General features: G+C 66.4%; 23 protein-coding genes. 10 read left to right on the top strand and 13 right to left on the bottom strand.

All coding sequences use genetic code 11. The features are described 5' to 3' along the window. Positions 1-39: 39 nt before the first annotated feature. Both KDG50_03630 and KDG50_03625 read right to left on the bottom strand, forming a co-directional pair. On the bottom strand, positions 40-1,950 hold the full coding sequence (locus KDG50_03630) for a DUF2207 domain-containing protein (GenBank protein ID MCB1864495.1): 1,911 nt from the start codon (positions 1,948-1,950) through the stop codon (positions 40-42). Beyond that, the gene (locus tag KDG50_03625; GenBank protein MCB1864494.1) at positions 1,947-2,462 is read right to left on the bottom strand and encodes a LemA family protein; all 516 of its coding nucleotides are present in this window, start codon (positions 2,460-2,462) and stop codon (positions 1,947-1,949) included. The genes KDG50_03630 and KDG50_03625 overlap by 4 nt, the downstream gene beginning before the upstream one ends. Before the next feature lie 179 nt (positions 2,463-2,641). Between KDG50_03625 and KDG50_03620 the strand changes: the two genes are divergently transcribed. Further along, complete coding sequence (locus KDG50_03620) at positions 2,642-3,394, top strand: GNAT family N-acetyltransferase (protein MCB1864493.1); 753 nt, start codon at positions 2,642-2,644, stop codon at positions 3,392-3,394. 4 nt (positions 3,395-3,398) lie between these two features. Here KDG50_03620 and KDG50_03615 read toward each other — a convergent pair whose 3' ends face one another. Both KDG50_03615 and KDG50_03610 read right to left on the bottom strand, forming a co-directional pair. Then, a complete protein-coding gene (locus KDG50_03615) occupies positions 3,399-3,806 on the bottom strand; it encodes a hypothetical protein (protein MCB1864492.1) in 408 nt (135 codons plus the stop codon). A 43-nt stretch (positions 3,807-3,849) separates the two neighbouring features. After that, the gene (locus KDG50_03610) at positions 3,850-5,127 is read right to left on the bottom strand and encodes an FAD-dependent oxidoreductase (GenBank protein MCB1864491.1); all 1,278 of its coding nucleotides are present in this window, start codon (positions 5,125-5,127) and stop codon (positions 3,850-3,852) included. 354 nt (positions 5,128-5,481) lie between these two features. Between KDG50_03610 and KDG50_03605 the strand changes: the two genes are divergently transcribed. The 5 genes from KDG50_03605 to KDG50_03585 all read left to right on the top strand — a co-directional run bounded on the left by KDG50_03605 (position 5,482) and on the right by KDG50_03585 (position 10,922). Beyond that, complete coding sequence (locus KDG50_03605) at positions 5,482-6,390, top strand: DMT family transporter (protein MCB1864490.1); 909 nt, start codon at positions 5,482-5,484, stop codon at positions 6,388-6,390. Beyond that, positions 6,387-7,532, top strand: coding sequence for an acetylornithine deacetylase (gene argE, locus KDG50_03600; protein ID MCB1864489.1), 1,146 nt, complete (start codon positions 6,387-6,389; stop codon positions 7,530-7,532). Before KDG50_03605 ends, argE begins: the two co-directional genes overlap by 4 nt. Then, a complete protein-coding gene (gene argA / locus KDG50_03595) occupies positions 7,529-8,869 on the top strand; it encodes an amino-acid N-acetyltransferase (protein ID MCB1864488.1) in 1,341 nt (446 codons plus the stop codon). Before argE ends, argA begins: the two co-directional genes overlap by 4 nt. Before the next feature lie 111 nt (positions 8,870-8,980). Further along, positions 8,981-10,099 carry a hypothetical protein gene (locus tag KDG50_03590; protein MCB1864487.1) on the top strand — a complete coding sequence of 373 codons (1,119 nt, stop codon included), beginning with the start codon at positions 8,981-8,983 and terminating at the stop codon, positions 10,097-10,099. Next, positions 10,092-10,922, top strand: a complete 831-nt coding sequence (locus tag KDG50_03585) for an SDR family NAD(P)-dependent oxidoreductase (GenBank protein ID MCB1864486.1) — start codon at positions 10,092-10,094, stop codon at positions 10,920-10,922. The genes KDG50_03590 and KDG50_03585 overlap by 8 nt, the downstream gene beginning before the upstream one ends. On the opposite strand, the gene KDG50_03580 is transcribed toward KDG50_03585, so the two are convergent. The 9 genes from KDG50_03580 to KDG50_03540 form a co-directional block, all read right to left on the bottom strand. Beyond that, entirely contained in the window at positions 10,919-11,821 is a 903-nt protein-coding gene (locus KDG50_03580) for a right-handed parallel beta-helix repeat-containing protein (GenBank protein MCB1864485.1), read from the bottom strand. The two genes, KDG50_03585 and KDG50_03580, sit on opposite strands and share 4 nt — an antisense overlap. 132 nt (positions 11,822-11,953) lie before the next feature. Next, positions 11,954-12,709 carry a sulfite exporter TauE/SafE family protein gene (locus KDG50_03575; protein ID MCB1864484.1) on the bottom strand — a complete coding sequence of 252 codons (756 nt, stop codon included), beginning with the start codon at positions 12,707-12,709 and terminating at the stop codon, positions 11,954-11,956. Positions 12,710-13,001: 292 nt separating this feature from the next. Next, positions 13,002-13,730: an MBL fold metallo-hydrolase gene (locus KDG50_03570; GenBank protein ID MCB1864483.1), complete on the bottom strand. Its 729-nt coding sequence runs from the start codon at positions 13,728-13,730 to the stop codon at positions 13,002-13,004. 49 nt (positions 13,731-13,779) lie between these two features. Next, positions 13,780-15,087 carry an NAD(P)-binding domain-containing protein gene (locus KDG50_03565; protein ID MCB1864482.1) on the bottom strand — a complete coding sequence of 436 codons (1,308 nt, stop codon included), beginning with the start codon at positions 15,085-15,087 and terminating at the stop codon, positions 13,780-13,782. Further along, positions 15,084-16,115: a hypothetical protein gene (locus KDG50_03560; protein MCB1864481.1), complete on the bottom strand. Its 1,032-nt coding sequence runs from the start codon at positions 16,113-16,115 to the stop codon at positions 15,084-15,086. The genes KDG50_03565 and KDG50_03560 overlap by 4 nt, the downstream gene beginning before the upstream one ends. After that, a complete protein-coding gene (gene mtnC, locus KDG50_03555; protein ID MCB1864480.1) occupies positions 16,112-16,798 on the bottom strand; it encodes an acireductone synthase in 687 nt (228 codons plus the stop codon). The genes KDG50_03560 and mtnC overlap by 4 nt, the downstream gene beginning before the upstream one ends. Before the next feature lie 55 nt (positions 16,799-16,853). Next, positions 16,854-17,414: an AraC family ligand binding domain-containing protein gene (locus KDG50_03550; protein MCB1864479.1), complete on the bottom strand. Its 561-nt coding sequence runs from the start codon at positions 17,412-17,414 to the stop codon at positions 16,854-16,856. Beyond that, positions 17,411-18,019 (bottom strand): methylthioribulose 1-phosphate dehydratase, encoded by a 609-nt coding sequence (locus KDG50_03545; protein MCB1864478.1) that lies wholly within the window; start codon positions 18,017-18,019, stop codon positions 17,411-17,413. The genes KDG50_03550 and KDG50_03545 overlap by 4 nt, the downstream gene beginning before the upstream one ends. 3 nt (positions 18,020-18,022) lie before the next feature. Further along, positions 18,023-18,478, bottom strand: a complete 456-nt coding sequence (locus KDG50_03540) for a CopD family protein (protein MCB1864477.1) — start codon at positions 18,476-18,478, stop codon at positions 18,023-18,025. 101 nt (positions 18,479-18,579) lie between these two features. Here KDG50_03540 and KDG50_03535 point away from each other — a divergent pair, with 101 nt between their 5' ends. The 4 genes from KDG50_03535 (at position 18,580) to KDG50_03520 (ending at position 23,609) form a co-directional block, all read left to right on the top strand. Then, on the top strand, positions 18,580-19,863 hold the full coding sequence (locus tag KDG50_03535) for an MBL fold metallo-hydrolase (protein ID MCB1864476.1): 1,284 nt from the start codon (positions 18,580-18,582) through the stop codon (positions 19,861-19,863). Positions 19,864-20,188: 325 nt separating this feature from the next. Beyond that, positions 20,189-21,580, top strand: coding sequence for an ABC transporter substrate-binding protein (locus KDG50_03530; protein MCB1864475.1), 1,392 nt, complete (start codon positions 20,189-20,191; stop codon positions 21,578-21,580). Positions 21,581-21,679: 99 nt separating this feature from the next. Beyond that, positions 21,680-22,675 (top strand): ABC transporter permease, encoded by a 996-nt coding sequence (locus KDG50_03525; GenBank protein MCB1864474.1) that lies wholly within the window; start codon positions 21,680-21,682, stop codon positions 22,673-22,675. 25 nt (positions 22,676-22,700) lie between these two features. Continuing rightward, positions 22,701-23,609: an ABC transporter ATP-binding protein gene (locus KDG50_03520; GenBank protein MCB1864473.1), complete on the top strand. Its 909-nt coding sequence runs from the start codon at positions 22,701-22,703 to the stop codon at positions 23,607-23,609. Positions 23,610-23,648: the final 39 nt, after the last annotated feature.

Below are 23,648 nucleotides of genomic sequence, written 5' to 3'. Positions count from 1 at the left end.
CAGCGCCCGTGCGGGCGTGGAAGGTCGGCGCTTGCAGAGCTACCAGCCGCCGCCACCGCCGCCACCACCACCACCGCCCGATGATCCGCCGCCGCCACCACCGCTGAAGCCGGACGACGAGCCGGGCGCGGTCGCCGCCGCTGCGATGGAACTGCCGAGCGAACTGCTGAGCGTCGAGGCGAAGCCTGTTGGCCGGTCGAAGTCGAACGAGCGGCCCGAATACCAGGCGAACGTCTGGCCCGCGGCCGCCGCGGTTGCGAGCACGGCGGCGAAGCGCGCGGCCCAGCGATCCGCGACGCCGAGCGCGATGGCGTAGGGCAGGTTGCGCTGGAACTCCTCGGGCGTCTTCTCCGGGCGGTCGCGCAGTTCGAGTTCGTCACCTTCGGCGACGCCCAGATACAGCCGGTAGCCGTCCACGCGGTCGAGCAGCTTGCGCCCGAGTTTGGTCGGCGCCTTGAGCAGCCAGTAGAACAGCATGTTCAGGCCCAGCACCGAGATTGCGCCGAGCCCGAGCAGGATGACGCCGGGCGAGATGTCGCCGAAGGGCAACTGCGCGAGGATGAATCCCAGGAAGCCGAGGGCGATGCCGTTGGACAGCAGCATTGCGATGCGTTTCGGCCAGTTCAGGCCGCGCCAGGCCTGGAGCCCCTTGACCAGTCCGGCGATCATCCCCGCGCCGATCATGCTGCCGACGCCGCCGAACATCGCGATGAACACGTCGAACTCGTTGCCGTACATCACACCCAGCGCAATCGCCGCGAGCAGACCGACGATCGACAGCACCACGCCGCCGGCGAACCATCCGGCGTTGGTGATGAAATATTCCTTGTTCCAGTTCTTTTTCAGCGCCTGCTCGTGGGCATCGATCGCGCTCGAGATGGTCGCGTGCTTCGACTGCTCGAACCGAAAGCGCTTGCCGGGCAGTTTCGCGGTGATCGCCGCTTCGCCCGGGGCCTTGTCCACGGACTTGCCCGTGCGCTCGAGCACGAACCCGTCTTCGTTCTCGAGGATCGTCCAGTAGCCCTTCACCGCGAGGTTCACGACGGCCGCGACGAACGCCGTGCGGTCGTGCCCCATGCGCGCGAGATAGCGCGCCGCGCCCGGCGACAGCCCCTTTGGCGGCTGGTATTCGGGAATGATCACGCCGCCCGGTGGGTCGCGTCCGGCGCGGACCCAGCCGATCAGGTAGTAGACGAACACCACGGCGATCGTGCCGAGCAGCGCCGCCAGGGTCGCGTTCGCCTCCAGCCAGGCGCGCGCCTCGTCGGCCGCTCCGGGCGGCTCGACCATGCCCTTGGGCCAACCCACGGCAATGGTCAGGCCCTCGCGTGGTGCAAGCGGTGCGGTGGTCTCGAACTCCACGCGGCGGCCGTCCAGCACGCGTTGCGTGAAGGCCTTTGCCGTGGAACCCTGCGGGCCGGTCCAGCCGGCGAGCATGAGATCGCTTCGCGCGACCTCGGCGGGCAGCACGACTCGCGCGCTGGCGTGGTCGATCGGAAACACCCAGCCGTTGCCCGTGACGTTCCAGTAGAGCTCGTCGTGCTCCTCGAAAAAGCCGAGCTGGCGCGTTGTGCGGTAACGCAGCCGGTAGGTGTGTTCGCCGTGTGCAATCAGCCGGTCGGCGCTTCCCACGTAGATGCGAATGCCGTTGGACAGCCGCTCGGTGTGGTGCGGTTCGGGCGCGCCGTCGCGCTCGACCTCGCGCAGGTCGAAACCCACGCGGTAGTGCATGCCGCGGCGGTCTTCGTAGTCGAGCGGAAAATCGCGATAGATGCCGCGGCGAATCTCCTTGCCCTCGGCGCGCACCCGGATCGTTTCGGTGACCTGCAGCGATCCGTCGGCGCTGACGTTGATGCTGGCGTCGAACGCCAGGATGCGTTCCTCGGCCCGCGCGGGGGTCGCCAGCAGGCAGCCGAGCGCAAGCGCGGCGAGGATTCGCAAACCCTTCATGCCTCGGCCTGGAACAGTTCCGCCGGGCGAAAGCCGAACGGCCGCGCGACGAGCAGGTCCGGGAACGAATCGATGCGCACGTTCAGCGCATTGACCGCGCCGTTGTAGTAGCGGCGCGCGTACTGCAGGTCGGTCTCGACCGCGGTCAATTGCTGCTGCAAGTGCAGGAACGATTCCGAGGAGGCAAGCACCGGATAGGCCTCCGCGACGGCGATCAGCTGGCCGAGCCGTTCGCCCAGCCGGCCTTCCGTCGCGCCGCGTTCGGCGGGGTTTTGCTGGCGTTCGCTGCGCGCGCGCAGTTCCGCGAGTTCAGTCTGCACGCTGCGCTCGAAATCCGTGTGCGCACGCAGGGCGTCGATGAGTTTCGGAATCAGGTCGTGGCGGCGCTTGAGCTGCACGTCGATGTCGCTCCAGGCCTGCGCGACCCGGTGCCGATCGCGCACGAGCAGATTGAAGGCGACGATGGCCCAGACGACGACGGCGCCCAGCGCGGTGTAGAAGATCCATTCCATTGCGTGCCGACTATACCGCTTCGGCCTGAGCCTACGGCAGTGCGGTGGTGCCCAACGCGCGCCTTGGGCGTCGCGGTGCAGCGCTGGCGCCTCGCCTGTCCGGGCTCCGTGATGCCGCGGTGGAGAAATAGTCGGTCCGCCCCGCCGACACTCGCCGGCCGAACCGGAACGGCGGATAATTGAACTTTCAGCCGCCCGGTCCCGGGTGGTTCTGCGGTTTTTGTTGCGCGACGGCGTTCGCTGCGTGTGCTGACTCCGTATCACTCGTTTTCGCACCTGCTGCCCCTGCCTGGCCTGTACGGCTTGGTTGCCGTCGTTCGGTTTCCCTCCGGATTGGAGCTGCAATCGTAATCTCGACAGCACAGCATCAGCCGGGCCTGCCGCCGGTTATTCGCAGGGGTGATCAAACGGATCACGGCTTCGTCAGCGGCCTCATGCTCAATGGCGCCCGCAACGGGCATTTCACAGTGGACGTCTCGAGCCAGGCGGCCATCGCCGAGTTCAAGCGCAAACTCCGCGATGCGCTGAGTCAGCGCGGAGACGGGCCAGAAGTCCTCCATGTGATCCGCTTGCTGCTGATCAACGGCGAACGTGCGGGTTTTTCGATTGTCGCGCGGCTCGGCCGTTCCGGCCGCGAGCGGGAACTGGAAGCCATCGCGCTGTCGCCCGAATACCGCGAGCTCGGCTACGGGCGTCAGTTTCTGGGAACCACGCTCAGGGCGTTGCGGAACAACGTGGTCTATGTGCGCTGCGCGCGGCGCTCGCAGCGCCTCTACGAAATGCTGTTGCGGCGCGGGTTCGAACACCTCCGTGATACCGCGGACGGATTCAGGGTGCTGAAACGGGATGCCGCGCCCCCCCCGGTGGTGGACGGTGCATCGGGGATTGGCGATCCGCGCTTTGCCGATCAGGTGCGGCGCAAGGTCGGGTAGACGGTCAGCGCTCGCAGAGCGTCGCGTCGCCGCCGCGTTCAATTTCGTCCGCGATGGTCTGCACCAGCGCCTGCAACTCGCTGACCGAAAGCTCGCGCATGATGCGGTTGACGGTCTCGGCCGGCAGGCGTACCTGGCCGATGCTGCCGTCCGCGCGGCTGTATTGCACGCCGACGCGGGAGATGGCCGCGGGACCATCCGAGTCCTCGGCGTTGATCGCGGCGGCCTGCTCGTCGAGCAGGGCATCGTATTCGCGCTCGATCTCGTCGATCTGTCCGGCGTCGGTGTCCTCGTCGATCAGAACCTCGCAGACGCCATCGAGCTCGCGCAGCTCGGCGTCGATGCCGCGCGCGCCCAGCCAGTCGCGGAAGCGTGTGGCAAACGACCCGGAGAAAAACGGAAACGCGAGCATTGAGGTATGGGCAGGGGCCGGCTTTCACCGGCCCCCGGCTGCTCTACTGATTCGGCAGCTTTTCGATGCCGAGCAGCTTCAGGATGTACTTCTCGTAGAGCGGTTCGGAGGTGCCCTTCTTCATCTTGCGGATGAAGTACTTCTCGAACGCGATCTTCGCCAGGTGCACCCACTTGCCCTTCTTGAACCAGGCGACGTTGCGCGGCGGAATCTGGGGCAGCGCGACGAACGCGGCACCGGTATCGCCCATGTCCGCAAGACAGATGGCGTTCCAGGTCGCCTTCTGATGGGGTTCCTTGCCGGCGAGTTCGGCCTGGATGTTGTGCACGATGGAGGTCACCATCGACTCGATCATGTAGCCGGTCTTCGGCGTGCCGGTCGGCACCGGAGTGGCCTCCACGGGTGGAATCGCGATGCAGACACCGGCCGAGTAGATGTTCTTGTACTTCGGGTTGCGATGGTGCGCGTCGACCAGCACGAACCCGCGCGGGTTGCACAGGCCGTCGACGGCGGCGACCGCTTCCACGCCCTTGAACGCCGGCAGCATCATCGCGAACTTGAACGGAATCTCGTGTTGCTTGACGGTGTTGCCGCCGGCGTCGAGTTCATCGGCGAACAGCTTGCCGGCCTCGACCTTCGTGGTCTTCGCATTGGTGACCCACTGGATGTGATGACTGCGGAACTCGCTCTCCAGCAGACCTTTCGAGTCGCCCACGCCGCCCAGGCCGAGATGACCGATATACGGCTCGCTGGTGACGAACTTGATCGGGAACTTGTCGCGAATCCTGCGCTTGCGCAGATCGGCGTCGACGATGAATGCAAACTCGTAGGCCGGACCGAAGCACGAGGCGAACGGCATCGCGCCGATGACGATCGGACCGGGCTCGTCGAGGCAGGACTGGTACTGTTCCCATGCCTTCTCGGCGTGGTCGATCGAGCACACCGAGGTGGTGTGGCCGCCATGAGGGCCGGAACCTTCCACCTCCTCGAACGCGAGCCGCGGGCCGGTGGCGATGATCAGGTAGTCGTAATCGACGCTCTGACCATTGTCGAGTTCCAGCTTGCTGTTCTCGGCGTCGATGCGCGTGCAGGTCGCGGCGATGAAGCCGATGCCCTTCTTGGAAAGATACGGCTCGATCGGAAAGGTGATGTCGCCGCGTTTGCGCCAGCCGACCGCCGCCCACGGGTTGGACGGCACGAACTGAAAGTAGTCGACGGCATTGATGACGGTCACGTCGTGCGCCTTGCCGACGGCCTCCTTCATTTCATACGCGGCGGGCATGCCGCCCGTGCCGGCGCCAAGAATGACGATATGAGACATAAAGAAAATCCTCCGGGGGCCTTAAGAATGGTTGGCGGGCGCCGCCCTGTGATTGTTTTTTCGCGGGCGGACCGCAGCGGTTGTAGCACCGGGGCGGACCGAGGGTCAAACGCAGGCGCGTGGACGGGCATTGACAAGCCGCTACGCCCGGGCGAGGATGGCGCGCATGTGCCCGCACCCGAAAACCACCCGCGTACTGATGGCGCGCGTCCGCTTCTGGCGGTCGCGACGGTGGTTCGTGGAGGCGCATCCGGTCTGATCCCCTAACAAACCGGAACCCTGCAAGAGGCCACCGATCCTTCGTGATCCGTGGCCTTTTTTGTTGCCTGCAATCTGTCGACTTGGAGCTGTGTCATGTCCGTGCCCGCCGCGTATGTCGGCGTCATTCTGATCTGGAGCACCACGCCACTGGCGATCCGCTGGAGTGGCGATGGCCTGGGCTTTTTGCTGGGCGTATCGCTGCGCATGAGCCTGGGCTTTGCGCTGGTCGCGGCGATCATCGCGGTCATGCGCACCGACTGGCCGCGCGAACGCGCGGCACTGCGCGTGTATGCGATCTCGGGCGCGGTGCTGTTTGTGGCGATGACGCTGGTGTACTGGGCCGCGCGACACGTCCCGACCGGCTGGATCTCGCTGGTGTTCGGGCTTTCGCCGCTGGTCACGGGTCTGCTCGCTGTGCGTTATCTCGATGAAGCCGCACCGGGCGCTGTGCGCCTGACCGGATTCGCGCTGGCCTTTGGCGGCCTGGTGCTGGTGTTCGCGCAGGGTTTCGAGCTGGATGGCGGCGCGGTGCTGGGGCTCGCGGCCGTGCTCGGCGGGGTGGTCGTGCACTGCGCGGGTGCGGTGTGGCTGAAGTCCGCGATGGGGCGTATTCCGGCGATTTCACTGAACGCCGGTACGCTCGCGTTCGCGCTGCCGCTGTGGTGGCTGCTGGTCGTCGTGGCGGGCGAACCGGTCGCCGAGGTGCCGCCGCATGCGCTCGGCGCGATCGCGTATCTCGCCATTGTCGGTACGGCGCTGGGGTTTCCGTTGTACTTTTATGTACTGCGGCAGGTTGCGGCCAGCCGGGTGGCACTGATCACGCTGGTGACGCCGGTGATCGCGCTGGCGCTCGGTGCGTGGCTCAATGACGAGCCGCTCGGCGCGCGGGTGCTGGGCGGCGCGGCGCTCGTGCTTGGCGGGCTTGCGGTCTATCAGTTCGGTGCGCGGCGCGAGCGGCGGCGGGCGGCGTTTGGGACTCTCAAGGCGGTGAACGAAACATGATTCCGGACGTGAAAACGATGGTCGCCGAACTGGTGGCGATCAATTCGGTGTCGAGTGTCAGCCGCGAGTTCGATCACGGCAATCGGGCCGTGATCGACCTGCTCGCCGGCTGGTGCGAGGCACTGGGTTTCCGGGTCACCGTGCAGCCCGTCTCGGAGCACCCGGAGAAATCGAACCTGGTCGCGGTGCTCGGCAGCGGCGAGGACGGCCTGGTGCTGGCCGGCCATACCGACACCGTGCCGTATGACGAAACCGGCTGGGCGAGCGACCCGTTCCGGCTCGACGAGCGCGACGGGCACTGGTACGGGCTCGGCGTCGCGGACATGAAGGCGTTTCTCGCGCTCGTGCTGGAAGCCGCGCGCGGCGTGGACGCGCGCACGCTGCGCCGCCCGCTGGTGTTCGTGGCCACGGCCGACGAGGAATCCTCGATGGACGGTGCCCGGCGGTTGGTGGACCACGGCGGCCTGCCGGCGAGACATTGCGTGATCGGCGAGCCGACCGCGCTGAAACCGATCCGCATGCACAAGGGCATCATCATGGAGGCGGTGCGGCTGACGGGGCGCTCGGGGCACTCCAGCGACCCGTCGCTCGGGCGCAACGCGCTCGATGCCATGCGCGAGGTGCTGAACGCGCTGGATGCCTGGCGCGCGGAACTCGCGCGGGCGCATCGCGAGCCGGCGTTTCACGTGGCCCAGCCGACGCTGAACTTCGGGCATGTGCACGGCGGTGACAACCCGAACCGCATCTGCGCCCAATGCGAACTGCATTTCGACCTGCGCATGCTGCCCGGCATGCGGGCGGACGATCTGCGCGCGCAGATCGACGCGCTGGTCGCACCGATCGCCAGTGCGCACGAGGTCCGTTTCGAGCGTCGCGCGCTGTTCGAGGGCATCGAGGCGATGGAGACCGCGGCCGACGCGCGGATCGTCGACGCCTGCGAACGGCTGTCGGGCCAGCGCGCCGGCGCGGTCGCGTTCGGCACCGAGGGTCCGTTCTTCGCCGAGCTGGGCATCGACACCGTGATCCTGGGTCCCGGTGACATCGAGGTCGCGCACCAGCCGAACGAGTCGCTGCCGGTTTCGCGTGTCGAGCCGTGTATCGCTATCCTGCGCGGACTGATCGCGGAGTTCTGTCAGGCATGAGCCAGGAAACCAGCTTTATCGATCCGTTCGTCGCCGGGTTTCGGCAGTCGGCGCCGTACATCCACGCGCATCGCGGGCGCACCTTCGTGGTGTACTTGGGCGGCGAGGCGGTGGCCGATCCCGGATTCGCGCACCTGCTTGGCGATATCGCACTGCTCGCCGGGCTCGGTGTGCGGCTGGTGCTGGTGGCCGGGGCGCGTCCGCAGATCGAGGCCCGCTGTCGGACCGCCGGCGTGGAGCCGCGGTATGTCGACGGTCTGCGCGTGACCGATGTTCGTTCGCTCGAATGCGTGAAGGCCGCCGCCGGGGTGATCCGCGTCGAGATCGAGTCGATCCTCTCGGCCGGGCTGCCGGGCTCGCCACTCGCGGGCGCGAACCTGCGCGTGACCTCCGGCAATTTCGTCACTGCGCAGCCTATCGGAGTGGTCGGCGGAGTGGACTTCCAGCACACCGGGCGCGTGCGGCGGGTCGATGCGCAGGCCATCCGCGGCCAACTCGACACCGGCGCTGTCGTGCTGCTGTCGCTGCTCGGATACTCGCCCAGCGGCGAGGTGTTCAACCTGCGTGCCGAGGAGGTCGCCGCACAGACGTCGATCGCACTCGGCGCGCACAAGCTCATCGCGCTGGTCGACGCAGCGGGCCTGCACGATGCTGATGGCCGGCTGCGGCGCCAGCTGTTGACCTCGCAGGCCGAGAAACTGATCGCCGCTTCGCCGCCGGCCGATCCGGCCGTGGCGACCGCCGCGCGGGCACTGAGCGAGGCCGCGCGTGGCGGCGTCGCGCGCTGCCATCTGATCGACCGGCGCGTCGACGGCGCGCTGCTGCGCGAGTTGTTCACGCGCGACGGCATCGGCACGCTGATCGCATCCGACCCGTTCGATGTCACGCGCCAGGCGCGCATCGATGACATCGGCGGCATCCTCGCGCTGATTGAACCGCTAGAACAGGGCGGTGTGCTCGTGCGGCGCTCACGCGAGCAGCTCGAGACCGAGATCGACCGCTTCCAGGTCATCGAGCGTGACGGCATGGTCATCGCCTGCGCGGCGCTGTATCCGTTCGCCGATGCGCGGACCGCCGAGCTTGCCTGTCTGGCCGTGCATCCGAGCTATCGCGGCAGCGACCGTGGCGAGCAACTGCTGCGGCATGTCGAGTCGATCGCCGATGCCTTCGCGAGCGAGATTTTCGTGCTCACGACGCAGTCCGCGCACTGGTTCATCGAGCACGGTTTTCGCGAGGTCGGTGTGGATCACCTGCCGATCGCGCGCAAGGCCATGTACAACTGGCAGCGCAATTCCAAGGTGCTGGTCAAGCCGCTGGCGCCGAATACGATCGCCTGACTGGGGCGGCTGAGGCCTGTTCTTGCGCGTGCGCGGGCGGGCCCCGCGCGTTGTGCCGTCCGGCGGCGCTCGCGTATCCTGATCGCCTGCTTTCCCGCTCGGGTCACGTTCATGCACCTGTCCGCCGCTTCCATGGCGGTAGCCGGCCCCGGCGACTCGCCCGTGGTCGCGCGTGCGTTCACGTTCTGCCTGCTGGCGACCACGGTCTCCATGTTCCTGCTGATGCCGGCGCTGGCCTCGCAGCACTGGCCGTTTGGCGATGGCATGCACGCGCTGGCCTATCTAGGGCCGGTGTTCGGCGCGCACCAGGTTGCGACGCTGTATCTGTTCACCGACCGTGAGGCGCGCGCCGTGGTGGCGGCCGATCGGGCGTTCTTTCTGGTCTGGCCGCTGGTAATCGTCGCGGCGACGACCGTCTGGTTCTATTTCGCCGGTGTTACGGCGCTCGGCTACTTCTGGGCATTTTTTGCCGGCATCACGATCTATCACTACCAGAAGCAGAACATCGGCGTGTTTGCCCTGCTTGCGCCCGTGCTGGGGCATGGGCGCATGTCAACGTTCGAGCGGCGCCTGATTCTCGCCGGTGGCTTGATCGGCATCGCCGCGTTTGCCTATCCGATCGATCACACGCCGTTTCACGACACGGTGCTCGGTCCCGCGCATGACTGGATCGTGTCGGCCGACCTGATTGCGTTCGCGGCACTCATGGCGGTGGCGGTCTGGCATGTGGTTCGGCAGCTGCGCGCCCGCGAGGCCGGCACGCGCCCGGAGTGGTTGAAGTACGTCCTGCTGCTCGTGCTGGTGGGTTATTACTGGCCGCTGTTCGTCATCGAGAACCGGCTCGTGGCGTTTCTGATGTTTGCCGGCAGTCACGCCCTGCAGTACTTCGCCATCATGGGTTTCGTGGCTGCCAACGGTACGGGCGTGGACGGTGTGCGCGCCGCCGGCCGTCGTGGCCTGTGGCAGGGCGCGGTTTCTGTTGTGCTGCTCGGTGCGATCAGCTATCTCGCCTGGCAGCTCTGGGACGGAACCGCCGGCCTGCACCGCGCGAAGGTGTTCGAACAGCCGTGGACGAGCGCGCTGATCGGGCTTACGACCAGCTTTTCGCTGGTGCACTACCATTTGGACGCGCGGTTCTGGCAGATGCGCAGGCGCGAGTCGGGCCATTTCGTCCGCTCGCGTCTGCCGTTCCTGTTCGCATCGGGGCGTCCGCGCACCAGCGGTGCCTGATCAGGCAGGGTCGACCGAGCTGCGTGCGGCGCTGGTGACCGGTGCCGCCAGCGGTTTCGGCCGCGCGCTTGCGCTTGCGCTCGCGCGTGACGGCTGGCAGGTGTGGGCCTGCGATCTGGATGAAGCCGGCGCGCAGGCGACGGCGGCGGCGATCCACGCAGCCGGCGGTGCGGCCGAGGCGCGCGCACTGGATGTCCGCGAACCGGGCCAGTGGCAGGCATTGGCCGCGGAACTCTCCTACCAGCCGGCGGCACTCTCGCTGTTGATCAACAATGCCGGGGTTGCCGCTTCGGGCCGGCTCGGCGAACTGCCGCTGGACGAATGGCGGCGTGTAATGGACGTCAACTACTGGGGGGCGGTGCACGGCTGCGAGGCGTTGCTGCCGCTGCTGCGGCGTGCACCCGCAAGCGCGCACATCGTCAATGTCGCCTCGTTCCTCGGCTTCGTGAACGGCCCGCGCATGGGGGCGTACAGCGTGTCCAAGGCCGCGCTGATTGCGCTGTCCGAAAACCTCTACAGCGACTTCGCGCACGAGGGTCTGGGCATCACCGTGCTCTGCCCGGGGTTCTTTGAATCGGGCATGTTCGCGAACACGCAGTTCACCCGTCCCGCGGAACAGCATCGCCACGCGCGCAAGCTGCGCATGAATGCAATGGCCGTCGATCGTCTCGTGAGCGAGACGCTGGCCGCGATCGGCAGCCGCCGGCTCTACCTCGTCACGCCGTTTGCACCGTCACGGCTCGCCTGGTGGTTCAAGCGCCTTGCGCCGGCCGCGTTCCTGCGCCGGGTTGCCCGGCACGAGAACGCGCGGCTTGATATCTAGGGACAGATGGTGTCGCCACCGCACATATTGGTCGCGATCTGCGTCCCGTTCGCGACCTGTGGGTTTGCGTTGCCGCCGTTGTTGCCATCAATGCTGTTGTTGCCGTAGGCGCTGGCCTGGCCCAGGTTCAGACCCAAACCGGTGTTTGACAGGACAGTGTTGCCGGTCACGAGCGAGGCGCGTGCATCGCTGATACCCGCGCCACCGTTCAGCATCACGACATTGTTGCTGATCAGGCTCTCCGTCGTGCCGATGCCGTCGTTTCCATTTCGATGAAGGGCGTTGCCCGATATGAACGACCCCTGGCCGCAGGTGATCCCGTTGATGCCGTTTTCTTCAATGGTGTTTGAAACGATGCGCCCGGACAGTTCCACGGCGACTCCGAAGCTGCTGTTGTCCATGACATGAACTTCTTCCACCACGCCTTGCGGGCCAAGGCGTATACCGGCATGGCCAAAACCGCGTACGCGACCGTTGCGTACCGCCACCCGTCTCTGCCCCCCGGCACTGACGCCCTCGCCGCTTCCGACCGGCGAGCAGACCTTCGGCATCCCCGAGCAGTCCGTCGGCCCGATGATCGAGAATCCGTTCAGGTCGAGGTCCACGTCCGAACTGGTGATTTCGACCGCCCAGATATTCTCGGGCTGCGGCAGGCCGGTAACGTCGAGGTTCCCCGTCAGCCGGTAGCTGCCGGCCGCGCTGATCGTGACCGGGAACCCGGGCGTGTCGCCGGCCGTGACGCCGCCGGCCAGGGCGCGGGTCTGATTGATTTCGATGACGCCATCGACCGCCCGTGCCGTCGTCGTTGGCAGCGCGGTCAGGATGGTGCAGGGAAGGATCGCCAGGAGATGCCGGAACTTCAACGAGAACATACGGTGCTCCAGTGTCAAAGCCGCCATTGGGAAGGGCCGGCAGAGTATAGGCACGCTGCTGTTGTTCGGGCGAGTAGTTTTGCGAGCGTGACTGGTACGCCGGGCTTCTTGTAGTCGCACCGTCCGACGGGTGTGGTGGTCAGCCGCCTTGCCGACGGTTCAGAACCCCCCGTAACGCAGCATCACGGCCACCGCACTGAGCGCCGATACCCAGAGGATCGAGCGGCGCGTGCGTCCGGCATCGACCCAGCGCGAGAACCTGCGCCCCAGCCACAGCCCCAGCAGCACGCCGGGCACGAGCAGCAGCCCGGCCGCGGCCGCCTGCATGTCCAGCCGGTTCAGGCCCGCGAAGATCGCAAGCAGGATCAGGTTGCTCGCAAAGAAGTACACCGACAGCGTTGCGCGTACGACCGGTCCGGCCGCGTGCTGATACACCAGTGCGATCGGCGGGCCGTTCATCGCGGTCGTCACGCCGCTGAAACCCGAAAGCGCCCCCATGGGCAGCTGCCAGCGCGGCACTGGCGAGCAGTGGATTCGCGCAAGTGACAGCCACACCATCGCGAGCGTCAGCGCCCCGAACAGCATCGCCAGCCACACGAGCGGCAGGTGCGTCAGTGCAATCGCGCCGAGCAGATAACCCGGCCCATTGCCGAGCACGATCCAGCCCAGCCCGCGCCAGTCCGCGGCATGCCGGTTCGCGATGAAGTTGGCTGCTGTGAGCACCAGCGCCGCGAGTGTGATCGGCACCGGTACCAGCGCCGGATCGATGAACAGCAACACGGGGGCGGCGACCAGCGCGAAGCCAAACCCGACCGCTGACTGCAGTGCCGCGCCGGCGGCGACGGCAATGACCGAAACCGCGATCGCCCACGCCGGATACGCACCCGCCGCCGAGAGCAGGGCGTCTGAAGTCATCGGGTTTCTCCGCGCGTGACGCCGACGATCTAGTGGGCCAAGTGGAAAGCTCTGTAACCCTCAGAGCCACAGTGCGAGTGCGAATCAAGGCGCGTTTCGCAGGCAATGGCCCGCCCTTGGCAAGAAACGCAACACAGAGTCGCGCTCGCCCAGCGGCTCCCGAAGGGCCGCGCCACAAGCATCGTGGGCTGCGTTGCAGTCCTTGGAAAGGGCCTGCCATTCCCTGCGGACTGCGCCTTGCCCACAATGCTTGTGGCGCGGCTGAGTGTCACAGAACTTTCCACTTGGCCCACTAACCGCCCAGCGAGTCCGCGAGCGCGCGCAGCAGCGCCGCTCCGTCACCGCGCCATGCACTGCCGTGCATGCAGGCCAGCGTGCCGGGCTGCGTCGCCGCAAGTGACTCGATCAATGCGGCGGTGCGCGGCGCATGCGAGAAGTAGTCGAACTTCTGCCGAAAGGCTTCGGAGGGCGCAAGGATGTCGGATTCGGTCAGCGCTGCCCCGTCCGTGCCACCCTGGGTGAACAGATCGCCGCACAGCAGCGTCGCGGTGCTTTGCTCGTGCATCAGTCCGCAGTCCCAGCCGTGCGGCAGGTGCGGGGTGTCGAACCAGCGCAGCGTGTGTGATCCCAGCGCCAGGGTCGCCCCGTCGGCCAGCGCGCGCGGCGGGCGGTCTGCGATGTCGCTGATCGAAACCATTGCGGCGACCTCGCTGCAAACGGGCACCGCGGCCGGCGCCGTTGCCAGCCATTCGTTCAGCGATCCGCATTCGTCCGCTTCCACGTGCGAAAACGCAATGAAACGAAGTGACTCGGGTGCAATCAGGCTTGCAACCGCCTCGCGCACCAGCGGAAACATCCTGCGTGGCCCGGTGTGAAACAGCAGCGGTTCGTCGTCGACGATCAGATACTGGTTGAACGAGAACCCGCCGGCGCCGGGTATCTTGACCGGTGTGTTGATGCGGAATATGCCGCTCGCAATCTCGTGCACGTTGGTGCCGGAGTCTTTGTTGGTGGTGGTCACTGGCGAAGGTTCCTCGGACGAAGGCCTGGAGTTTTGGGCACGCTTGTGGTCACACGGCGCTGACCGGCCTGGCCTTGCACAGTTCGCGGCGCAGGTGCTTTGCGTAGTCGTGCACGTCGACCTCGATCGCGTGACGCGGTGTTGCCGCATAGCGTGCACGCACCTCGGCGAGCTCGGCGTCGACGTGCCCGGCGATGTCGGCCGGCCGCTGCCAGCGTCCCGTGATCGAGGCCGCGACCAGCTGCGATTGCAGGTCGGCCAGCGGCCAGATGCAGCCGTTCGGCTGAATCAGTCCGATGAAATAAAGGTCCGCGCGGTTCGGGTCGAACACGCGCAGGTACAGCGGCAGATCACGGTCCGCCCAGGGTGTGATGTCGCGGTCAAGAAACGGGAAGCGTACGTGATAGCCGGTGGCCGCGATCACGACGTCGAAAACCTCGCGGCGACCGTCGGTGAAGATCGCCTCGTTTCCTTCAAATCGTTCGATATCGCGGCGCACCGCGACATCCCCGTGGCGGATGGCATACGGCAGTTCCGAATTCACGATCGGGTGGCTCTCGAACAGCCGATGGTCGGGCTCCGGCATGCCATAGCGTCGCGCGGGGCCGACAAAGATCCGCAGCATCAGGCGCCCGAGTGCGATGCGGACGGCGCGCGGCATCCAGGCGATATTCGTCAGCAGCCGGTCGGACGCGAGCCCGCCGACGAACTTCGGCACGAAGTAGTATCCGCGCCGCAGGCTGATGGCGGTGAACGCGGAAACCCGCGCGGTGTCCACGGCGATGTCACAGCCGGAGTTGCCGCCGCCGATCACCAGCACGCGCCTGCCGGTGAACGGCGTGTTGTCCTTGAACGCATGCGCATGCAGCCATTCGCCGCTGAAGGTGCCGGGGTACTGCGGTTCGCGTGGCGCCCAGTGGTGGCCGTTCGCGACCAGCAGGTGTTCGCACTCGATGCAGTCGCCGTTGTTGAGCGCGAGCGACCAGCCGCCGCCATCCAGTGGACGCGCGGTTCTGACTTCCGTTTCAAACCGGATATGTCGATGCAGATCGAACGCGCGCGCGTAGTCCTCGAGATACTTCAGCACGAGCGCGTGCGAGGGATAGTCCGGATATTCGCGCGGCATCGGAAAGTCGGTGAACTGCGACTCGCGCCTGGAGCTGATCAGGTGCGTGCTCGCGTACACGCTCGAATGACCGGGTCTGGGGTCGAACACCCAGTTGCCGCCGACACGCGCGGACTTCTCCAGCACCACGAGGTCCGTGATCCCCGCGGCCAGCAGGTTCTTCGCGGCCGTGAGTCCGCTCGGGCCCGCGCCGATCACGCATGCACGGTGTCGCGCCCGGCCTGTGTTCATTGCCCCTGCGTCGCGAGCCAGCGCTTCAGTTCGAGCACCCAGTGGCGCTTGATGCGCGCCCACATCTGGGCGGCCCAGACGATGTTCGGATGGGCGTTCGTGAATGCGTCGTCGGTTGGGGGCGGGTTCGCGGGGTCGTAGCCTTCGATCCAGGCGCGCGCCGCGGGATCGTCTGCGAGTGCCGCGGTGTCGGGTGCCGTGAAATGGTTGTAGGTCGCGGGCAACCCGATGGTCTCGACGACGACCCCAGGTGCCGTGGCCGCATAGGCGTTCGTCGACCCCACGCCGAAAAAATCCCCGCCGAACGGATCGCCGCCGATGTAGGCGCCGAAGAAGGCCTCGGTCGACGGCGGGATGTCGCGCAGCCGTCCTGCCATCGCCCAGGCCTGCGGAAACAGGCGCGCCATGCCGCCTGATGCGAGCGCGGATGCGAATGCGAGTTTCAGGCCCACGACGGGGCGTTCGTCTCCATCGACCGGGTCGGTGATCGTTGTGCGCGATTCGGGCGCGCCGGTGGCCGGATTCCAGACCTCGTGTGCGGCGTCGAACTCACCGGCCAGTTCATGTAGCACCCGCACGGTCTGCACACCACCGAGGCTGTGTCCGACGATCATCGGCCGCAGCGGACTGTGTTCGTAATACCAGGCGATTGATCCGGTCAGCCGTTCGCTGCCCAGATACGCGCTGTAGGTGTAGGTGCCATCGGCCGGGTTGCGGATGCGTTCGGCGGGGTAACCCATTGCGACGAGGAACGCGCCAAACGAACGCAGGGTTTCCGCCGCCGGCGGCACCGCGCCGTGGACCAGCATGATCTGCGCGGCCGGTGCATGCGCGAGCGTTTCGGATACATCCGCCGCCGAGACGCGATCCGGATCGAGTTGTTGGATGCGTGTTGCGAGCTCGGCATCCAGCAAGGGCGCAACGAAGGCTGCGGCGGCCGGCGGGTCGCCGGTCGTGCCGGTCGTCGAACAGCCGGCGAGCAGTGCGAGCGCGAGGGCCGCCAGCGCGATGCGCACGCGCGTGCTCACGGCCGTTCGGGATCGATCGTCGTGAAGTCCGCGACCTGGCGATGGCCGGCGCGCGGATCGGGCTCGCTGTCGCGCGCCAGCCAGACGGTGTGCAGGCCGGCCGCGCGTGCGGCATCGAGTTCCGCCTCGATATCCGACAGGAATACGATCTCCTCGCCCGGCCGGCCGATGGTTTGGGCGATGCGCCGGTAGGAATCCGCCTCGCGCTTCGGGCCGGTGGTCGTGTCGAAATAGCCGGAAAACAGCGGCGTCAGGTCGCCGTGATCGCTGTAGCCGAACAGCAGTTTCTGTGCGGCGATCGAACCCGACGAGTACACATACAGCGCATGGCCGGCCGCGTGCCAGCGGCGCAGTGTCGTCGCCGCATCCGCATAGACATGCCCGCGCAGGGTGCCGTCGGCATAGCCGGCGGCCCAGATCAGCCCTTGCAGGGTCTTGAGTGGCGTGGCCTTGCGGTCCTCGTCGATCCAGCGGGTGAGCGTTGCGATGGCGGCGTCGAGCGAGTCGCCGCCGGCTTGTTCCGCGATGGCCGCAATCTGCGCGGCAACGACCGGATCGGCCCGATGTTCGCGCACGAACGCGCCGATCCGCTCGCGCGCATACGGGAACAGCGTGTCGTAGACGAAGCGCACCGAGGTCGTGGTGCCCTCGATGTCCGTGACGATGCTGCGCGGTGCGCTCATGCGACGTGAATGCCTGCGCGTGATCGCACGCGGAGCGGCCGGATGCGCAAACGCCTCAGGCGGCGTGCGCGGTCACGAAGGCGTCGAAGCTCGGGAAGCGCTCGGCAATCGTCGAGCCCGTGAACTTGCCGACCCAGCCCTCCGGTGTCGTGAAGAACCGGATGCAGGTGAATTCCGGATGCTCGCCCATGTCGAACCAGTGCGTGGTGTCCGGGGGCACGCTGATCAGATCGCCCGCCGTGCACAGCACGCAGTACACGTGACCGTCGATGTGCAGGTAGAACAGCCCGCGCCCGGCGACGAAGAAGCGGATCTCGAAGTCGTCGTGGGTGTGTTCGTTCAGGAACTTCTTGCGGAATTCCGCACGCTGCGGGTTGTCCGGCGTGATGCGTGCGACGTCCACATGCTGAAAGCCGAAACGCTGCGACAGCTCGGCGATGTCGTCGGAAAACGCCTGCAGGACGCCCGCGGTGTCGAGCGCCGCGGCGTCGGCGCGTACCGGCCAGCGGGTGAATTCCACGCCGAGTTCGGCCAGCCGCGCGGCGATGGCCGCGTGGTCGTCGAGCACCTCGACCTGGTCGGGGGCGTTGTCCGGGTGGATCGAGAGTGTGGTCATGCGCGCAGTCTCCGACGTTCGATTTCGACCTGGAACATCGACTCCAGCGCCTCGCAATGGCGCAGCGCGGCGTCGACGCCCGATCCCCAAGTGTACAGTCCGTGGCCGCGGATCAGGTACGCGGGCGGGATGCCGTGGCGGGTCATCCAGGCGTCGGCCGTCTGTGCGAGCCGCACGGTGTCCTGGTCGTTGTCGAACACCGGAATCGTCACCCGGGTCTCGTGGGTGTCCACGCCAGGGAAGGCCTTCAGGAGTTCGTAGCCGGCCAGTTCGATCGTCGCGCCCGCGTCCATGGACCAGGCCGTCGCCGCCGGCGGGTGCGGATGCAGCACCGCGCGTGCTTCGGGAATGCGCCGGTAGATCTGCACGTGCAGGGGCGTTTCGGCCGAGGCCCGACGCTGGTCACGCGGGCGGCCGTCGGCGTCTGCACGCAGGATGTCGCGCGGGGTCAGCCGGCCTTTGTGTGCGCCGGAGACCGTCACGGCGAGGTCGCCATCGTCGAGCCGCGCGGAAAAGTTGCCGCTCGTGGCCGGCACCCAGCCAAGCCGGTGCAGTTCGTGGCCGGCCCAGATCAGTTCGTCGACGCAGCGCTGAAAATCACGCATCGGCTATAGATACCGACCGGCGGCGGCGACGCAGACGACGACAAGTCCAATGCTGAGGTTGATGCCGATGATGCGGCGGATCTGCGCGAGCGCCTTGCCGCCGGCCGGCCAGTCGGCTGCCTCGACTGCGCGCTTCAGGCGCGGATACGGCGCGAAGTACAGGTGCAGGAACAGCGCCATCATCACCAGTCCGAGCCCGAACATGGTCCAGACGTAGTGGCGCGCGGCGGCGAACCCGCCCCAGCCAACCACGATGATCCACAGCCCGCTCGCGAGCAGCAGGCCGATCGCGAGCCAGACCCACGGAAAAAACCGCGCGAACACCTGCGACCACAGCGTCAGCCGTGTCGGCGGCTCCAGCAGGCTGGCGGCCACCGGGCGCAGCGCCATGTACGCGAAAAACATGCCGCCGACCCAGACCACGGCGGCCAGCAGGTGCACGAGGTTTGCGATCGACATCGACTTGGCTCCGAAAACGCGGCATTGTATCAGCGCCGCCGCCGGCCCCCGGGCCTCGCACGGCCCACGAAAACACTGATCGAACGACCGAGGAGGCCCCGATGAAATTCCTGTTGACCGCCGTTGCGGCGCTTGGCATCGGCGGCTGGTGCAGCGCCGGGGCCGAGGTAGGCCCGCCCGTGCCGGAGATCGGCACCAGTGAGCTGGCGGAGCTGATCAAGACCGAGCCGCGGCTCGTGCTGATCGACGTGCGCACACCCGAGGAGGTGTTGCTGCGTGACGGCATGATCGATGCGACGCAGAGCTACAACATCCCGCGCGGCTGGCTGGAGTTTCGCATCCGCGAGACGGTGCTCGACCCGACGACCCCGATCGTCGTCTATTGCGGGCGCAACGAACGCAGCCCGCTGGCGGCCGCCACGCTGCGCGAGATGGGCTACACGAACGTGCGCAATTACGCCGCCGGCATCTTCGCCTGGCGCGAGGCCGGGCTGCCACGCTGGATCATGGACAAGGCGCTGGACACGCCGCTCTACGAGCGGCCGCGCAAGATCGCCGAGGGCGTTTATTCGGCGATCGGCGCCACGCAGCCGCCGAGCTACGAGAACGCCGGCCATAACAACAACCTGTCCTTTGTGATCGGCAGCGAGGCGGTGCTGGTGGTCAATGCGGGCGACAACGACGCCCTCGCGCGTGCCCTGCACGCCGAGATCAGACAGATCACCGACCTGCCCGTGCGCTATGTCGCGCTGGAGAATGCGCAGGGTCACGCGATGCTGGGCTCGGGTTACTGGAAGGATCAGGGCGCGCAGATCATCGCGCATCGCGATGCGGCGACCGAGATCCACGAGCACGGCGCGGCGATTCTCGCGCGGGTGCGGGCGGGCCGGCGTGACTATGCGTTCGGCACGCGTGTGGTCGAGCCCGATGTCACCTTCGACGAGGTTCTGCCGATCGAGCTTGGCAACAAGCGTGTGGAACTGCGTTACCTCGGCCCGGCGCACGGTCCGGGCGACATCGTCGTCTGGCTGCCGGAGGACAGGCTCGTGATCTCCGGCGACGTGGCATTCCACGTTCGGTTGCTGCCGGTGTTCGAGACCACGGATACCGCGCGCTGGATCGAGACCTGGGATGCCTTCGAGGCGCTTGGTGCCGAGATCGTCATTCCGGGCCATGGCGGGCCGACGAACATGGCCGAGGTCACGCGCTATACCAAGGACTATCTCGTATACCTGCGCGGCAAGGTACGTGAGCTGCTCGACAACGGCGGCCAGCTCGAGGACGCCTACAAGATCGACCAGTCCCCGTACCGGCATCTGCACACCTACAACGAACTGTCGCGCCAGAACGCCGGGCGGGTGTTTCGCGCAATGGAGTTCGAATAGCACGCGCCGTCTCGGTGCCATCGCGCTGAAACCCGACTGTCTCGATCGGGTATTGGCCGGATTTCGCACCGTTTTCGATCATTGGGCACCCTGATCTGAACTGAGCTGGTGCGGCGCCACTGCCGCACCGCGATTTCCCCGCCTCGCGAACCCGCTGCCGGCGATGCTGGCACGGAACCTGCTTTTACCCTGTCGTGTCCGGCCACCGTCGGCCGGATGCATGGGTTCCTCCTCCACCCAGGGTAACGACGCCCGTCCGCGTGGTCTTCGTGATCGCGCGGCCCGGGCGTCGTTTTTTTTGCACAACGACTTTCTGGAGTTATGTATGACGTTTTTGGACAAGGCGGACCGGCGCAAGCGCGCAACGGGCGTGCGAACACTCGCCGCAGTGCTTGGTGTTGCGCTGACGCTGCCGGCGGCTGCCGAAACAGCGAACCTCGAGAAGGAAGACCTGAAGTTCGGCTTCATCAAGCTGACCGACATGGCGCCGCTGGCAATTGCATATGAAAAGCGCTACTTCGAGGACGAAGGCCTGTATGTGACCCTCGAGGCACAGGCAAACTGGAAGGTGCTGCTCGATCGCGTGATCGACGGCGAACTCGACGGCGCCCACATGCTGGCCGGTCAGCCACTCGGTGCGACGATCGGCTTCGGTACGCAGGCGCACGTGATCACGGCGTTCTCGATGGACTTGAACGGCAACGGCATCACCGTTTCCAACGCCGTCTGGGAAAAGATGAAGCCATTGATCCCGACCGGCGCCGACGGCAAGCCGGTCCACCCGATCAAGGCCGATTACCTCAAGCCCGTCGTCGACGAGTTCAAGGCCGAGGGCAAGCCGTTCAAGATGGGCATGGTCTTTCCCGTGTCCACGCACAACTATGAATTGCGCTACTGGCTCGCCGCCGGTGGCATCCATCCGGGCTACTACGCGCCGGCCAAGGGCGACATCACCGGCCAGATCAAGGCCGATGCATTGCTGAGCGTCACCCCGCCACCGCAGATGCCGGCGACACTCGAGGCCGGCACGATCTACGGCTACTGCGTCGGCGAGCCGTGGAACCAGCAGGCCGTGTTCAAGGGCATCGGCGTGCCGGTCATCACCGACTACGAGATCTGGAAGGACAACCCGGAGAAGGTCTTCGGTGTAACGAACGAATGGGCCGAGAAGTACCCGAACACACACAAGGCCGTGCTCAAGGCGCTGATCCGCGCAGCGATCTGGCTCGATTCCGGTGGCCTGGCCAACCGCAAGGAGGCCGCGAAAATCATGTCGCAGCCGAACTACGTGGGTGCGGACTATGAAGTCATCGCCAACTCGATGACCGGAACCTTCGAGTACGAGAAGGGTGACAAGCGTTCGGTGCCGGACTTCAACGTATTCTTCCGCTACAACGCGACCTATCCGTACTACTCGGATGCGATCTGGTACCTGACGCAGATGCGTCGCTGGGGCCAGATCGCCGACGGCAAGCCCGACGGCTGGTACATGGATACCGCGAAGAAGGTCTACCGGCCCGACCTGTACGCCGAGGCCGCCAAGGAACTGATCGCTGAAGGCAAGGCCAGGGCCGAGGACTTTCCGGACTTTGCGAACGAGTCCGGGTTCAAGCCACCACAGACCGAGTTCATCGACGGTGTCGCCTATGACGGGCGCAAACCGAACGAGTATCTGAAGAAGTTCCCGATCGGCCTGAAGGGCGACGACAAGGTTTGACGGCTAAGCGGGTGGTCCGTCCGGTGAAAGGCGGACCGCCCGCGGGAAACACGAGCCCGACAAAAAAGACCGGAGGTAACCCCTGTGAGTGAACAGATCATGACCCTGCCCAGCCGCGAGTTTCGGCCGTTGCTGGCGCGTGTGAACTGGGCGCCTGTCACCGGCTTGCTCGCACGCGCCGCGCGTGCGACGCTGGTTCCGGCGATCGCCATTGCCGTGTTCCTGATGCTGTGGGAAGGCGGCGCACGCAACGTGCAGACCTCGCTTGGCCAGCTGCCGGGTCCGGCGCAGGTGTACGAGGCCGCCGGAACGCTGCTCGAAGAACACATCGCCGAGCGCCGCAAGGAAAACGCGTTCTACGAACGCCAGGAAACGCGCAATGCCGAGAAGCTCGCCGCGGATCCCCAAGCTGAGGTGAAGATCCGGCCCTACACCGGCAAGCCCACGTTCCTCGACCAGATCCTGACGAGTCTGGGGACGGTCGCGACGGGGTTCATCATTGCCTCGCTGCTCGCGATCCCGGTCGGCATCGTCGCGGGGCTGTCCACGACCATGTACAGCGCGCTCAATCCGCTGATCCAGCTGTTCAAGCCGGTGTCACCGCTTGCATGGCTGCCGCTGGTGACGATGGTCGTCAGCGCCCTGTACGTGAGTGACGATCCGATGTTCGCGAAGTCCTACCTGAACTCGGCGCTGACCGTTGCGCTGTGTTGTCTGTGGCCGACGATCATCAACACAACCATCGGGGTCTCCACGGTCGACAAGGACCTCACGAACGTCTCGCGCGTGCTGCGCCTGGGCTGGTGGACGAACATCCGCAAGGTCGTGCTGCCGTCGGCGCTGCCGCTGATGTTCGCGGGCCTGCGCATGTCGCTCGGCATCGGCTGGATGGTGCTGATCGCGGCCGAGATGCTGGCGCAGAACCCGGGGCTAGGCAAGTTCGTCTGGGATGAGTTCCAGAACGGCTCCTCGCAGTCGCTCTCGCGCATCATGGTCGCCGTCATCGCGATCGGGGCGATCGGGCTTCTGCTGGACCGCGCGATGCTGATGCTGCAACGCCGGGTGCAGTGGGACAAATCCGCGGTGTTGCGGTGAGCATGGCGGGCGGAGGTAACTGAACATGATCAAGGATCATCTTCTCATCACGCAGGTCGGCATCGAGTTTCCGACCCCGAACGGGCCGTATGTCGCGCTGACCGACGTCAACCTCAACATAGCCGAAGGCGAGTATGTCTCGCTGATCGGCCATTCCGGTTGCGGCAAGTCGACCCTGCTGAACATCGTCGCCGGCCTGCATCAGGCCACCAGTGGCGGCGTGATTCTCGATGACAAGGAAGTCGACGCGCCCGGTCCCGAGCGCGCCGTGGTATTCCAGAATCATTCGCTGCTGCCCTGGCTCACGGCGTATGAAAACGTCGAGCTGGCCGTCAAACGCGTGTTCGGGCGCACCAAGACGCGCGCCGAGATGCGCGAGTGGATCGAGCACAACCTGCAACTCGTCCACATGGAACATGCCATGCATAAGCGGCCGGGCGAGATTTCCGGCGGCATGAAGCAGCGCGTCGGCATTGCCCGTGCACTGGCCATGCAACCGCGTGTGCTGTTGCTCGACGAACCGTTCGGTGCCCTTGATGCGCTGACCCGTGCGCACATGCAGGACTCGCTGATGGAGATTCACGCAAGCCTCGGCAATACCGTGATCATGATTACGCATGACGTCGACGAGGCCGTGTTGCTGTCGGATCGCATCGTGATGATGACCAACGGCCCGGCCGCGACGATCGGCCAGGTGCTGACCGTGGACCTCGAACGCCCGCGCAATCGCGTCGAACTCGCCGGCGACCCGCATTACAATCACCTGCGGGCGGAAGTCCTGCGCTTCCTCTACGAGCGCAAGGTCGCCGCCGTGGCCAGTGCGCCTCCGCCGGCCGCAGCCGACACCACGTCGGAAGCCCAGCCGGAGCAAGCTGAAACGCCGACCCCGGCCGGTTCGGTAAGCCTGTTCGAGCGCCGCAAGGCGGCCAGCTAGGCGCTGGGACTGCGCCGCGGCTGCCGAACGGCGGCTGCG

Source organism: Chromatiales bacterium (assembly GCA_020445605.1).
Classification (GTDB): domain Bacteria; phylum Pseudomonadota; class Gammaproteobacteria; order JAGRGH01; family JAGRGH01; genus JAGRGH01.
Note: the sequence above shows the minus strand (reverse complement) of the source record. Positions and strands in the feature narration are given on the sequence as shown.